The organism is Dechloromonas hortensis, from assembly GCF_009469765.1.
Lineage (GTDB): Bacteria > Pseudomonadota > Gammaproteobacteria > Burkholderiales > Rhodocyclaceae > Azonexus > Azonexus hortensis.
The window spans coordinates 1-14,429 of sequence record NZ_SSSQ01000020.1 but is presented as its reverse complement, the minus strand read 5'-3'; the positions used below and the strand labels follow the sequence as shown (position 1 = coordinate 14,429).

At 56.5% G+C, this 14,429-nt stretch carries 12 protein-coding genes and 1 riboswitch; of the genes, 2 read left to right on the top strand and 10 right to left on the bottom strand.

Annotation, left to right across the window (positions count from 1 at the left end; genetic code table 11):
- Window positions 1-35: 35 nt before the first annotated feature.
- Window positions 36-1,862, top strand: coding sequence for an AAA family ATPase (locus GH663_RS20215; protein WP_153133391.1), 1,827 nt, complete (start codon window positions 36-38; stop codon window positions 1,860-1,862).
- A gap of 191 nt (window positions 1,863-2,053) precedes the next feature.
- Here GH663_RS20215 and GH663_RS20210 read toward each other — a convergent pair whose 3' ends face one another.
- From GH663_RS20210 to GH663_RS20170, 9 genes are all read right to left on the bottom strand, one after another.
- Entirely contained in the window at window positions 2,054-2,335 is a 282-nt protein-coding gene (locus GH663_RS20210; RefSeq protein WP_153133390.1) for a hypothetical protein, read from the bottom strand.
- A gap of 25 nt (window positions 2,336-2,360) precedes the next feature.
- Window positions 2,361-2,573 carry a helix-turn-helix domain-containing protein gene (locus GH663_RS20205; protein WP_153133389.1) on the bottom strand — a complete coding sequence of 71 codons (213 nt, stop codon included), beginning with the start codon at window positions 2,571-2,573 and terminating at the stop codon, window positions 2,361-2,363.
- A 2-nt stretch (window positions 2,574-2,575) separates the two neighbouring features.
- Window positions 2,576-3,073, bottom strand: a complete 498-nt coding sequence (locus GH663_RS20200) for a hypothetical protein (RefSeq protein ID WP_153133388.1) — start codon at window positions 3,071-3,073, stop codon at window positions 2,576-2,578.
- 949 nt (window positions 3,074-4,022) lie between these two features.
- The gene (locus GH663_RS20195) at window positions 4,023-7,982 is read right to left on the bottom strand and encodes a DUF4365 domain-containing protein (RefSeq protein ID WP_153133387.1); all 3,960 of its coding nucleotides are present in this window, start codon (window positions 7,980-7,982) and stop codon (window positions 4,023-4,025) included.
- A gap of 714 nt (window positions 7,983-8,696) precedes the next feature.
- Complete coding sequence (locus GH663_RS20190) at window positions 8,697-9,272, bottom strand: TMEM165/GDT1 family protein (RefSeq protein WP_153133405.1); 576 nt, start codon at window positions 9,270-9,272, stop codon at window positions 8,697-8,699.
- Between the two features lie 3 nt (window positions 9,273-9,275).
- Window positions 9,276-9,449, bottom strand: a riboswitch (yybP-ykoY riboswitch).
- Window positions 9,450-9,511: 62 nt separating this feature from the next.
- A complete protein-coding gene (locus GH663_RS20185; RefSeq protein WP_153133386.1) occupies window positions 9,512-10,207 on the bottom strand; it encodes a PA4824 family protein in 696 nt (231 codons plus the stop codon).
- Window positions 10,208-10,251: 44 nt separating this feature from the next.
- Window positions 10,252-11,187: a cation diffusion facilitator family transporter gene (locus GH663_RS20180; RefSeq protein WP_211371219.1), complete on the bottom strand. Its 936-nt coding sequence runs from the start codon at window positions 11,185-11,187 to the stop codon at window positions 10,252-10,254.
- Window positions 11,188-11,246: 59 nt separating this feature from the next.
- The gene (locus GH663_RS20175) at window positions 11,247-12,593 is read right to left on the bottom strand and encodes a magnesium and cobalt transport protein CorA (RefSeq protein WP_153133385.1); all 1,347 of its coding nucleotides are present in this window, start codon (window positions 12,591-12,593) and stop codon (window positions 11,247-11,249) included.
- A gap of 3 nt (window positions 12,594-12,596) precedes the next feature.
- Window positions 12,597-12,758, bottom strand: a complete 162-nt coding sequence (locus GH663_RS20170) for a hypothetical protein (protein ID WP_153133384.1) — start codon at window positions 12,756-12,758, stop codon at window positions 12,597-12,599.
- An 857-nt stretch (window positions 12,759-13,615) separates the two neighbouring features.
- Here GH663_RS20170 and GH663_RS20165 point away from each other — a divergent pair.
- A complete protein-coding gene (locus GH663_RS20165; protein ID WP_153133383.1) occupies window positions 13,616-14,047 on the top strand; it encodes an NUDIX hydrolase in 432 nt (143 codons plus the stop codon).
- Window positions 14,048-14,090: 43 nt separating this feature from the next.
- Here GH663_RS20165 and GH663_RS20160 read toward each other — a convergent pair.
- Window positions 14,091-14,429, bottom strand: a 339-nt coding sequence (locus GH663_RS20160) for a Crp/Fnr family transcriptional regulator (protein ID WP_343029836.1), incomplete at its 5' end; no start/stop codon positions are given.

The window sequence follows — 14,429 nt, the reverse complement described above, 5'->3', positions numbered from 1 at the left end:
CAATCCAAAACAATATCAAAAAGGGGGAGTAATACATGGAGTTGTTGCTCAAGATCGTCACTGGAATTGTAATTATTGTCGGTGTTCTCTTCGGAGCTCTCTTCGGCGCTATTTGGATACGTGAAACCTTCAGCAATTGGTACTCGCGACGTAGCGGAAGAACCAAGTCTGCAATTTTGTTTGGCCCGGTCATTCTGTTGTCGATCGCTAGCATCAGCACCACAAAAGAGCCATTTTGGCTCGGACACATCATTGGATGGTCGATCCTCTGGGGGATCATTTGGTATGCCCTGTTTGGTCAAGAACCGACAGAGATACGACAACAATCCGGCGGCTCAACGACACTTCAACAGCAAGAGGGGCATTCCCCAGGGCTTAGCTTCGCGGATGTAATTGGCATGCAAAAGCTCAAAGATGAGCTAGAGAAGCATGCCGATGAAATTTTTAATGGAGGCAAGAACGGAATCTTGTTTCATGGAGCGCCTGGAAATGGCAAAACCATGATGGCCGAGGCCTTTGCTGGGGAACTCCAGTCACGAATGCCCAAGGATAAATATGTTGTTTTTATGCCCGTATCCATGGCCACACTTGCCAGCCGCTGGCTAAATCAGACTACCGAGCAACTGAACGACTTGTTCGTCCAAGCAGCGGCTGCAGCGAAAACTTATGGTGCCTGCGTATTGTTCATTGACGAAATTGATTCAGTCCTAGTGTCGCGAGACACCATTGGACCGGGCGGCACTGAAGTATCGCAACAGGTCAATGTGATGCTGACGTTGTTGGTTAACTACCGCAACTTCAAACAGAACGGCATCGTCATTGTCGCTGCAACCAATTTCCTAGACAAACTGGACTCCGCGGCTATTCGCGAAGGGCGATTTGACTTCAAGACTGAAATTACCGCCCCCGATGAGCCCGCTCGAATTGCTCTGTTAATGCAATCCGCATCAGAGGCCGCTCTTTCTCAGAAAACCGCTGAACGTGTCGCAAGCCGCTGGGAAGGATTCGGCGTTGCTCGTTTGCGGCACGTCGGCCAACAAGCGTCAAAGCTTGCAAAGGCCAGTAGTCGCGATGAAGTCACTTTTGATGATCTGATGGCAGCTCTGCGTGATGCGCAGGGATGTAAGGGTCTGAACCTGCCAGAAAATACCGCGTCCCTCGACGAACTTCATTTCGACGAAGAGTTGACCAGCAGCCTTAAAGGGCTTGCTCGCCGGATGACAAAGATCGCTGAGATTGAAGCTATGGGCGGTTCGGTTCCGAAGGGTGTCTTGTTTTTTGGTCCTCCCGGAACAGGCAAAACTGCCGTTGCCAAGGCGCTCGCAAAATCCTCTGGATGGGCGTTCCTATCGACAACCGGCCAACGCTTAATGAACGATACAAACGAATTCGATCGACTGATTACTAAAGCATCAGACCTTCGCCCGTGCATTGTTTTCATCGACGAAGCTGATGACATTCTGGCGGATCGTGCGACCAATCCCTACGGGAAATCTGCAACCAACAATCTATTGGCTTTGATGGACGGGGACCGTGCGCTTAACGATGTGATGTTCGTAGCAGCCACGAATTTCGAAGATGCACTCGACGCGGCGGCTGTTCGTGGTGGTCGATTTGCGGAGCACTACGAGTTCCGCCGGCCCACCGAAGATGCGTTGGTTTCCATTATCCGCGCCTTCATGGCATCGAAAGCAAATGCACCCTGGTCTCCCGAATTTACGCCTGAAGCCGCAGCCGCAATTCTCAAAGATTTCTCTCCTGCGGATGCCAAGGATCGAATGCAAAAGGCCATTAATAGGGTAGTTGCCAATCTGGGCGAAGAGAAAATTGCCCTCGCAGACCTGAAGGCGGTTGCCGGGTAGCCTACCTTTCGCATGAAAAAGCCGCCTCGCGGGCGGCGGGGGGGCTTTCTGCCCCCTTTTTCGTTTCAGCTAATCACTCGCCAGGGATGCTTGTTCGACTAGCGACTATCCCGAAAAATCAGAACCGCAAGGTAAGCGACTACGGCAATGCAGGGCGACAGCGCAGCAACGGACTCGAACACGATGCAGCCTCAATCCACCGCGACGCCATTACCGTAGCGCGCAACCGGCGGCGGGGCGTCGCGGTTCTTCATTACCAGGGCAGCAACGTCCTCCGGCCGGGTGCCAACGGGCAGCATCACCACGTCGCCAGACTTGTAGTGCCAATTGATCGTCGCCAGGCTCGCGGGCTCGATTTGGAACCCGAACATGTCGACCAGCATCCCCGTTAAGTACGACACCAGGCAGAGGATGAAAATGAACTCCTTCTGGCTCCGGGTCATGCGCGGTTGTTCCTGTTCTTCGTAGTCCATGCTGTTGCTCCTTGGTGGTGTGTGGCTACTTGTCCTGGTCGTCGGAAAGCTGGCGCTTGGTCGCGGCGCGCCCCGCCTTCGCCGCCTGCTGGATGACCATGCCGGCGGCCTTGGGGATGGGGTGGACGCCGGTCTCCCAGCGGGCGACGGTGACTTGCGTAACCCCCAGGAGAGCCCCTGCGGCGGCTTGGGTGAGCCCGGCCGCCTGGCGGGCGGCGCGGAATTGGTCAGGGGTCATGGCTATTTGCACAAAAAGACCTTATGACCACCTGTGTATGCGTTGTCCCTCAAAACAACAAGGCCTCGGTCGTTAGTGAAATGGATTGGCGGCTGCTTCCAACCGTGCATGTAATCGTGGTTATGACGATCCATACCGCCCTCCTCAACCTTCTTCGGCAGCAAATCCCCGGTGGTCTCCACGGCGTATTCGACAGCGCTTATATCAAGCACGATTTTCAGCACAACGTACTCTCTATCGCTTTTTTTACCCGCCCGCTCAATGGCTTCGTGGGCGCTCTCGATGCTGTTATAGGCATACATACCCCAACCCCAGCCGTAATGAAGAAGGTCCTCGCGCGTCGCGTGGTCATCGATGACGTGAAATGTCTCCTTGGGGTGAGCATTCAAACAATCAACCGCCGCCTCTCTGGTTATTACGGAAAAGACGGTTAGTTCTTTGCCAATCTGCCGTTGTTTGGTGCAAGAGCACGTCATTTTTCTCTCCTTGATGTCGTTCAAGCGTCCTGCTGTCCTGCATTTCGGGCTCCGGCGCGGTCTTTCATCTGATTCACCGCTTCACTTTGCGCACCCTTCAACACTCTCCAGTCTCCTGGCGGCGCCTGGGGTCTTGCTCTATCCCCTCTTGCCCGGCTGCTGCGCTGTCCGACTGAAATCAGTATATCACAACTATATTAAATGTACATCTATTTATTTGAATTTAAAGGCTTTTTTTATATATACGTGCAACGGCTAATATTCGCCCTGGTGTGGGTGTGGAGCACGGTCTGCCACACGGTGTGGTACAGGGTGCGGCGCCGGTTCAACAGCCGGTTCAACCGGTCGTTCAATCGGTCGTTCAATGGGCTTGTCTGCCGCCCCAGCGAGGGCGGCGGGGTTGCCGTTGCCGTTGCCGTTGGGGAGCGAAGGGGGTCAAGTGGACGTGGAATACCGCAACCCCCTTGTGGGGTGAGGATATGCCGCGAAAGCCACTTGACGCCCGCAGCGTGGGGCGCAGCCCCGATAAGCTCCCGGCAACAGCCGGGGAATTAAGGCCAACGGCCACACATTCCCCGGCTGATGCCCTGCGGCGAGCTGCCTTTGAGGGGTTTCCTCTTATCTCAATGACCGCTCACGGACGGAATGGCTAAACTGGCACTACCGGCCAGCAGTGGAAATTCGACACTTCCACTCAGCAGCAGTTGGTACGGCTGCTCCGCTCCGTAACCTGCCTGACAGGCTACACGTCAAACTCGGCCAAAGCAGTCATCCAAGACAACTACCACGAAGGTCCGCAAACTGGAGGCTGTCATTCGCACTAGCGAAGCGAACGTAAGCCGTCCTGCAATCGCCGGTGATTTAGTAACGGGCTTCACCATCGACTGTTTAATCCTTCAATCGGCTCTATCGTGCGATGCCAATAAGTGAAGGCTTGATAAGAGCAGGTTCCCGAAGCGGCCGGAGTCGTCATTCATTTGCGCGCGCGAGTGTAAATGGCCGAAAACGCCACCCACGCGTTGGAGTTGGAGTCGAGACCCATCATGAGCCGCTCACCGATGGTCGATTTCGGATTGACCTCGTCGTCAGCCGCGCGTTTGTCCAAAGCGCCCGCTTCTTGCGCGACTCGGGCGAGCGCGAGACCGTATACCTTCGAGTCTGGCACGCCGTGTACCGCCTCGACAATGCCGAAGTACACGTTCCAAAGCCGACGGATCGCCTGGATTGGCAGCTTTTCAGCCGCTACAGCATACACGGTGATGTGCGCCGCCAGCTGCAGCGAGGGAAGTGGCATGTCAGCCCTCGCGGTTGCGTGGTCGATCCAAACTACTACATAGGCGCCGATGGCGACGTCCGGCACGGCGGGGTCCTGAACCAATAGTCTGACGACGGCTACGACGTGATTGAGGGCGCCCATGAATTCCGTGCCCGGCCCCCACATGCCTCGTGCGAGCGACATGAAAGGTGCGGCGCCGCGAAGCAGATCAACGGCCTCCAAGACGCGGGGTGCAAGGCGAACCGCTTCCGGGATGAGAGCCAGCTGATGCCTCAGCTGGATTTGTATGCCCACGTGCCAGTCGCAGAGTTGTGCAAGTTTGGTCGCTACCTCCTCCGTGGTCAGCAGGCCGGTCTCCTCCAACCCGCAGAGTAGGTCCAAGGTGCACATTCCGTCAGAGGCGAACTTGTCCTCCAATAGCCACAATCGCAGCATGGCATCGTCGGAGTAGACAACGAAGTCGCCAGTGCGGGCCAGGCCTTGAAGTTCGCGTGACGAGATCGGCAGGTGTAGTTCGTCCTCCGAAGGCGCTCCTTGAGGCTGAAGGATCTGCGCGAGGCGCGGCCTGAGACGATCTTGCACATCGATGCACCGCTGCCGGAGGAGGCTTCCAGAGAACGGCTGTGACATTCTCATCAGCTCGCTTAAGGTCGCTTGGGAGATTGCAACCTTGGGGAAGAAGTCGAAAACCTTGTCGAGCAGTTCGAGGTCCTCGAGCACGAACAGAGTGAGCAGATCGAACAGGGGCATCCTCGAACGGAAGGACTCGGCGTGCCGCTGCTCCCAGTGCCCGCCGAGCATGTTCAGGTGAAACCTCTTCTCGTCGGCCGTCGACTGCTTCGCCAGCTCCCAGAGATGCGCCACGTCCTGCACATTCCCAAGCGCGAAGCGTGGACGCCACGCGAAAGGCAATAGCAACTGGCCACTTTGGAGCTGAGCTTCGAGCCGCGCTTGTTGTTGCTCGTGCTCTTCCGACACTCCAATGGCGGACTTCATCGAGCGCAACATCTCCTCTGTACCAGCTTCGGCTGGTAGCTCCAATCGGCGAAGAATTTTCGACTGGGGAAACCGTTCGAAGAAGGCGTTCGCGCGCGCATGGAACTCATCCTTGCGCGTATCGCTCAGCACCGCCGTCTCGAAGCTTGTCGCGGCGATTACCATGCTAAGAAACCCCCCTTCCTCCCCCTCGTCGTCGCAGGATGCGAGCGCGCCCATGCGGAACGCCAGATCGACGAGCCGGGGGCTAGTAGGGTTCGTATGCCGCTCAAGGTTGAACAGCATCCGGACGCACTCGACGCGCCGTTCCTTTGACTGCGCACGCTCCAAAATCAACTCAACTGCCGCTTTGGCCTTCTCTGTGAATCCCCAGCGCCCCATGATGTTCACGTAGGTGTTCAAAGCGAGCCCGTCCTCAACGCCGCCTTCGAGCATGCTCTCCAGGATGGACCTCGCCTCGTCGGACCGGCCCAACTGGTCGAGCGCTAGCGCTTCGAAAGCCCTGATCCGCCCCGTGACCTCAAACTCTCGGCAGGCTTCCTCGCACAAGGCGAGCAGATCACTCCACCGCCCCAAGGTGGCCAAGGAGACTCCAATCCTCATGGCGATCGTTGGGGACAGACGAATCGTCGAGCGCACGCGCGTCGCCACGGCGAGAAACTGCTCGGCTTGAGTCTCGGAGCCGGGGTCCAGCTCGTGGAACAGGAGCAGCGTGGTCGGTTTGGGGTGCCCAAGCTGTTCGTCCTCGCGGGCAAGATCCGTCAGCGCCTGGCCGCTTTGCAACTGGTTCCTGCGCTGCGCGAGCAAGTAGTCCAAGGTCGCCGCATGCGCCTGGTCTTCCGCATCTCCAGAACGCAAGATATCGCGCCAAGCCCCGACCAGATGATCCCTGGCCATCACGTCGGCCGACAGGGCCGCCAGAACCAAGGCGGGTCCGAATAGCTGGTGCGACCGACCGACAGTGTCGATGTTTGCCACCATCAGCTCGACGCAATCGCGGTGCTTACCGAGTTCGTGCAGAAACGTGACGCGGCGCAAAACTTTCATGTTGTCGTCGGGTAGCCGGCTGTTGGCTTCTAAGGCCGCCTGGAAGTCGCCGCACTGGGCTGCGAGGGTCTCTGCTGCCGACTGGAGTTCGGCTTGCTGCGGCCGCTGCCGAGCCGCGGCCAATACCCGGGTGAGAATCTGCTCCTGCTTGCCGAGCATGCTCGCGGTCGCGATCCAGAGGTCGATCACGAATTCGGCATTCGACACCCATCTGATCTCCTCTAAGGCGGAAACGGCTTCTTCGATGTCAGCCCACGCTTCGCGCAGCGCGGCCGCGTCCAGCCCGATGGGGCCTGAAGGAGGAAAGACCTCATCCTCCGACTCCCCTTCGCTCGATGCCTCTACGCGCGCGCTCCTCAACGCGATGGTGAACCGCGCTCGTGCCCGCAAGATCAGGAACAACAGCCTTGTCGACTCCCGTTTCTCATCCAAGGTGATGCCGTCGATGCATGCTTGCAGCGCCAGGTCGGGATTCGAGAACATGGTTTCGACCACGGCCCGTGCCGCGAGGCTCTCAGCGCCTTCGAAAGTATCAAGAAGCGCGATGGCTTCGGCATGCTTGCGGCTAGCGGCGAGGAGGCGTGCCTTGACGCCGAGTAGCGCTGGGTCTGCGTCCGCGGGCAGCGCGTCCAACACGTCCGAATAATCTTCGCCTTGGTCGGTTCTGAACCGACTGCGCATCTCGCTCTCGGCCCAGGCCACCCAGTATTTGGCCTGCGGTTGCGTCTCGGCGGCACTCTTGAATGCTTGGGTCGCACCATTGTCATCGCCTCGGACGAGGTGAAGCCGGCCTTTCAGGTACCAATATTCCGCTTTCTCCATTGCCGACGCAGGCTCCAAACGCTCTGAAGCCTGCTGGAGCAGGTCCGCACACTTCTCCACGCTGCCTCTGGCGACTGCGGACTTCGCTTCGGTGAGCAGCCAGGCCAAGCTGCCGCGCGGAGGATTGATCCAAACGTCGGCGGCGGGCTCCGCTAATGCTTGGGCAAAGACAATGCTGCGGGTGGCTATGTTTCTGGTGATCGACTCCACCATTGTGACTCGATCCTCCGAACCAAGCGAAGGGTCCATCCCGGCTACGCTGGTATCCAACGCATGCCCAACTCGAGAAAGACGATGTCGCTTCCGGACCTCGTCGACCAGATCCGTCGTGCGATTCAAGACGTTGGCCGTCGGCACGCGAATCACGGCCTCCTTCTGCTCCAGGGGGATGGAGGCGATTTGGATACGGTCAAGCTCCTCGCGAATCCAGACGTAGTGAAGCGGGCACTCGCGGGGATCCTCTGGATCGAGGCTTAGGTCGCATAGAACCAGAAGGACCGGCTCGTCCGTGTTGTCGAAGTAGCGGAGCGTCGTGGTGGAGAGGCTGATTGAGAGAAAGCTCCCGTCTGCGCTGCGCTGCGGCGAGCGCGTGCCCTTGAGCTGGAGGCGGAAAGGGTGGACGACCTGCTGCTGCACGCTGATTTGCACTTGGAGATCAAAGCCGAAGTCGTTGACGCCGCCAAGCTCCGTGAGCTGCCAGCCCTTGGGCCGCTTTGCGCGCAGACAGTCGTAGGCGTCTTGTCCGATCTCTTGCGAGTCGCCAGTCTGTGGCAATCCTTCGTCGTGTGGCATGTTGGCTTCTATCCTTATTGAATCCAAAAGAGCTTCTCGATAACTGCCTAGCTCCTTAACGTCTCTCTGCGGAGGAGTCAGTTTACCCACCCCGCCACCAAGGAGCGCAGGGCAAGGTGCGCTCCAGCGAGGCTGGCGCCGCCGAGGATGCGAGATGGCAGTGCAGAAATGTAGTTCGGCCTATGATATATGGCTATGGCGCAAAGCGCGGAGTATGGCGGTTGATCCCTGCCGAGAGGCACCTAACCCGCGCTTAGCCGACTGAATCAGCCAGAACGCCGAACGGCGGCTATGGCCGATGTGCTGAAGTCAGATGTCTGGCAGCTTTTGAAGTGAACCGGCCCGTTGAACGACTGCTGCCTGGCGCCCCTGACAGTCGGGTTGTGGCCGGGAGTGTGAGTTCGACATAGCGCTGGTAAGCGGTCAGTCGAGGAAGCGTTTTTTAGAGTATGACCGCTTTGGGGCACGACACCCAATTGGTCCTCACGGCCAGGAGCCGACACACACCGCCTCCACAAAGCAGCCATCTGAGTGACCGCTGCACTCCGAGACCTGCCGTAGGGCCAATTCACACAACTCGGCCAAAGCCGACCTTGGGCTTCTGGCCAGAATCGGGCAGCTATGCGCCAGTTACCCGCCGCTCAACCGCTGATCGCAGTCAATGGCCGCTTTCGTCCTCTGCGTGCGACGGCATGCCTGTGCTCTCAAGTTAACTTAGAACCCAATGGATTCGCCGGCTCCCAGAAGGGTGGCAACACCAAGGATAGCGAAGATGGCGGCGGCGATGCGATGCACCACCTTGACTGGCATTTTGTCGGCAATTTTGTCACCCATGATGACAGCCGGCACATTCGCCAGCATCATGCCGAGCGTTGTGCCAGCGACCACCGCGACCAGGCTTTGATACTGAGCTGCCAGTGCAATGGTTGCAACCTGCGTCTTGTCACCCATTTCGGCGAGGAAGAAGGCAATCAGCGTGGTCGTAAAGACACCAAAGCGAGCCAGCTTGGCGTCCTCTTCGTCGAACTTATCGGGTATCAGGGTCCAGCCAGCCATAGCAATAAAGGAAACGCCAAGCACCCAGCGTAGTGTCTCCGGTCCCATCAGCGTTGTAATCCAGGAGCCGACAGCCCCCGCGAAACCATGGTTGGCCAGCGTGGCGACCAAAATGCCGAGAACGATAGGCACTGGTTTGCGGAATTTCGCTGCCAGAATGAATGCTAGAAGTTGGGTTTTGTCACCGATTTCGGCGAGGGCAACGATGCCGGTGGAGATGAGAAATGCTTCCATGCTGGTTTCCTTGGCCGGAATTCGACGAATGACCATGCCACCTCTCCAGCCAAATGGAAGGCAGTATGGTCAAAGGTCTTGCCAAGCAGAAACCGCTTACGCCATGGTCGAATGACCAAGTATGTTGACGCAAGCCTCTTCAAGAAGAAGAGAGGCTACTCCCCAATGACTCGGCGGCATTCTATAGATTGCTTTGTTACTCGTCTATCTTGATAGGTTATGCATCCACCCAGCCTTAATCAGAAGAGCTTTTCCGGGGTATAGCGAATGCCAAAGGACACCCAGTGGCTATCACCCGGTCCCGAGAGCTGTTGCCCGAACGTAGCATCCACCTGGAAAAGGTCAGGTATCACGGAGTACCGAACTCCAACTTGTCCATAGGACAAACCATGGTTGTCACCGAATGTTTCCGCAATGCCAAGCAACTTCGGATGCAACCTGAACTCACCACCAATTCCCCATGATGTGCTGTTGAGGCCGGATGCCTTGTCTTTTAACCAGCCAAGATTGGTATGGATAATAACTGTGTCGTCATTTAATGAAACCGACAACGGAATGTAGGCGTAGGTGTTACCGAGCATGTTCGGACCAGGATTGATTTTCGGGTGCTGAATCGTCCCGACCGCCAAGCCCCAGCCCCAACCATTGGTCTCTAGGGGACGGAACAGGGTTTTCAGTTGAAAGACATAATCATTCGTAGCCTGTTCACCTTCAGTTTTTGCCCTCCCTCCACCGAAGGTGAATTCAAGGTTGCCGGTCAGATTGCATGCAGGTAACGCCCAGAATTCTCTGCTATCTGGATATACCCGTATCCAGCTCTCGAGCTGACAACTGCCAGCTGTTGTAAGTCGAGCATCATCGGTAACGAAGGGACGAGCAGCAAATGCAAAGGAGGGAATAGCAAGGGCCGTGCAGGCTAAAACTCTATATTTCATCAGATTGTTCTATTTCGATAAGGGGTGGTTACCGGGGGGGCTACCTATACGGCACCATCTGGCACAACAGGGTCAACGTGGGTCATCAGGTAGAGCACCGAATGGCGCGACATCACATTCAGTTTGGCTTGCCGAGCGATGGCGTGGCCTTCGGCAACCGTTAATTGACCGTCGATTTCCAGATGGACATCGGCCAGAATCATGTCACCCGTTTTGCGGGTTTTCAGTTCGTGTAACCCGAGCACACCCGGGGTGGCCAGAATGTCCGACGAGATACCTGCAATCTGCTCTTCGGTCGCCGCTCTGTCGGTCAGGTCGTGGAGGGCATCCCAAGTGAACGACCAGCCCATGCGGGAAACCATGAAACCGACAATCAGTGCCGCAATTGGGTCGAGGAGAGAAAAGCCCAGCAGATTGCCGCCGATGCCAATTGCCACAACCAACGACGAAGCTGCGTCGGAACGGGCATGCCAGGCATTCGCCACGAGCATGCTCGAGCGAACACGCTCAGCCACGGCCAGCATGAAGCGAAAGAGAATTTCCTTGGCTGCCAGCGCTGCCAAAGCCACCCAGAGAGCGGCTATGTGCACTGTAGGAATGCTCTCAGGGGTTTGGAGCTTGTGCGCGGCAGACCAAATCATTCCGATGCCAACGGCAAGAAGAAGCCCTCCCAGAACAAGTGATGCCGCGTTCTCGTATCGCTGATGGCCATATGGATGGTCAGCATCCGCTTCTTTCTGGCTGTGCTGTATGGCGAGCAGTACGACAAAGTCGGCTATCAGGTCAGATAGGGAATGAACGCCATCCGCAATCAGGCCTTGTGAACCCGACCAAATACCGGCCACCACCTGCGAGATGGTCAGTCCAATATTGACGACTACGCTGACCCACGTGCTGCGTTTGGTGGCGGCTTCGCGCTCGGGGCTCGCATCCTCTGTTTCCATCTCGGCAAGTCGGGAAAGGTCATGTGAATTATTCATGGTGTGTCTCTAACGTGAATCACGGGTTTGAATCCAAAGGCTGCTCAGGCTGGTTGGCATCAGCTCAGTTTCTTGTTTTTCAGTGCCTCGCGTTTTTGATGCTGCTTGAGTACCAGATAGGTCAGCCAGCCCACACCAGCCATCGCCACCGTAAAGCCTGAATAAGCGAATTCCCAAGGAATGCCTGTCGTCATCATCGAAAACTCGGACATCCCGCCCATTCCAGCAATGATATTGATGGGCATGAAGATGATGGAGAACGTAGTCAGCTTACTGACTCGCTGGTTCTGATTGATATTGATGAAGCCAACCACCGCATCCATCAGAAAGTTAATCTTTCCAAAAAGAAACGACGTATGGCTATCCAGGGACTCGATGTCGCGCAGGATTTGTCGAGTGTCCTCATTTTGGTGTGTCGTGAGCAAGTGGCTACGAACCAGAAATGAAAGTGCTCGCCGTGTATCAAGGACATTGCGGCGAACGCGTCCATTCAAATCTTCCTGACGGGCAATGCCCCCCAAAATTTCCCCGGCCTCTTCGTCCGATAGTCGGGTGTTTAACACTTTCTTTCCGACCAACTCGAGTGCGGCATAGACGTCTTCCAAGCGGTCGGCCGAATATTCGGCATCAGCCGCATAGAGGTCGAGTAACACATCTGTCCCGTCAGTGACATAGCCCGGTTGCGTCCGCGCCCGCATACGTTGCAGTCGGAAGACGGGGAGTTCCTCGCTGCGCACAGAGAACAGAATCTCGTTGTGCAGAACAAACGCCACGGCGACGTTACGAGATTCCGCATTCAGATTGAGCAGAAAATCAGAGTGCAGATGTACCTCGCCGTTGTCCTCAATATAGAAACGGGCGGATGCTTCAAGGTCGGTGAGGTTTTCCGGGTCCGGCAGCTCCAAACCAAAATGTTTCCCCACCCACTCGCGAACCTTGGGCGTCGGTGCAACCAAGTCCACCCAGATGGGCTGACTGCCAGCGAATTCCTGCGGTCGTTTGATTTCCGTCTGACGCAGGCGACCGTTGTGCAACTCGAAGATGTTTACCATCACCTTGGAACTGGTTTGATGGCCATCCCCCACCAAGTCTTCTCGAATCTCGTCAGAGAGCAGTTCCAAAATGTCATCCAGGCGCTCCTCCGCAAGCTCTTTCCAAACAACCAGCCGGTCTTCCTCTGGGAGTGCATTGACAATCAAGGCAACGGAAACGGTAGGCAAGCGGGCCAAGAGGTGACGAAGTTCTGCTACATGCTGGCGTTGAACCAGATTGTCGACGACCTCTTTCCTTGGCGACTCCTGTCGACGAGCCAACTCGCCAACGAGGCGATGCTTAGCGAGGAGTTCCTGAACTTCGAGCAGGTCATCTTTGACCGTATCCGCCTGAATGACGTTTGACTTCTCCATGCTTCAAGCCTCGCAGTTCGGGATGAGATTGCAGGTTGCCTGGAAACCGACACCCCAATCCTCACACTGTTCAGGTAAGCGCATCGCTGGCATGCTGATGACGACCATCAGTTGCTGGACGAGCTGAGATGTACTGCCCGAGTGGCGAAAGAACTTGAAAGACATGGCCTGCCTCCTGAAAAACGGAAAGGCGGACACCCATGGAGAGTCCATGTTGAGGATGCGTCTTTACAGGCCAACACGATTCTCCTAGCCTAGGAATACCGGCCGGGGAATAGCTATAGTAGGTCTTTCTCCATGCGGTAACGCATGGCAAGGCCTGGCTGCAAATTGTCAGTGGAATTGGAGGGAAGCCTAGACAGGCTTCCTGCGCCGCTTCCCGCTCTTGGCGAGATAGCGGCAGTAGAACTGCGCGTTATCGTGCCGAGAGAGTGCTCGTCAATTGGACAGAGCAACAACTATCACTCGAACAAGGGCCCACAGGGGGTCTCCGCGAAATAAAAACGGGCGGATTTTGGCCGAGGAGGGTATGAAAGTAAAGTGACAGTTTGGTGAAAATGGGGGAAACACGTCAGTTTTTACGAGATTTTTACGCGCAGAGTACGGTCGGTGATGTCTCTTTTGAGGTGCTGAGCGGACATACCTTTATTGAATCCAATTGTCCGTTCTTGGCCGGTAGCGCCAGTTCAGCCATTCCTGCGATAAGCGGCCATTGAGATCGAGCGGTTTGCTGAGTGTCCGCTTTCAGGCGAGGAGCCTGGAAGTCCGCCTCCGGCCAAACGGCGACGGTCGAGGCAGCCATCCAATTTGAATAGGCAAGACGTATCCGGAGCCAGTTGAATGGCCGGTATCGAGCCCGGCTTTGAGCGTTCACGACAGGGGTAAAGGGGCCAGTAATGAACGACCGCTGGCGTAGCCCCACTAAATTCATAGCGTTGTCATCGAACAGAAATAATAGAACGGTATAAATCGTTTACATTGTTCAAAAGACTCGTTGATAACCGTCGCCGCCAATATCAGACATGGACAAGGGATACAGCCAACCAGGTGCATGGGCCGTCATTTACTGTGCGGCCACCGGCAAATTTCTGATGGGGAAGCGCTCTTCTAAAGTAAATAAGAGCGGGGCATGGAACCTGTTTGGCGGTCGTGTCGATAACGGCGAGCGTCCCCGGGAAGCGCTGGTCCGCGAATTGGGTGAAGAGGCTGGCCTGAGCATCAAGCCAGGTCGCCTGGCCAAACTGCATACGCTCACCCGAAGGTTCCGCTCCGGACAGGATGAGCGGGATATGCATTACTTCGTGATTAAAGCCGACCGGGAGTTTTCACCACGCCTCAATCACGAACACAGCGACTTCCGCTGGTTTACGGCCAAGCAGTTACCGTCCCGGTTTAACGGGCCAACCTCGATTGCCATCAAGAAGGGACTGCTGGAGAAGGCGGCCAGCCACTGAGTGGCGGTGTAATCCTCCCGCCACTCCTCTACAAGAACTGAAGCTAGGCTGCGGCAGCCACCAGTAACTTGTTGGTGGCCCGCAGTCGCTCCGCCATCAGTCGCATGACCTGGATGGCGAAATACGGCGTTTGTTGTACCAGGAACTGAAAGCGCTTTTCGTCGACAGCGACGAACTCACAATCGGTCTTGGCAATTACGCTGGCCGAATGCGGTCCGGGCGACACCAAACCCATCTCGCCGACGATGCTGCCATGCTCCAGCATTTCGACGACATGGTTCTGGACAATGACCTCAGCGGTGCCGGTTTCGAGGACGTACATCTGATTACCTTCATCACCCTCCCGAAAGAGTGCTTGTCCTGCCTGAATCGTAATTTTTGC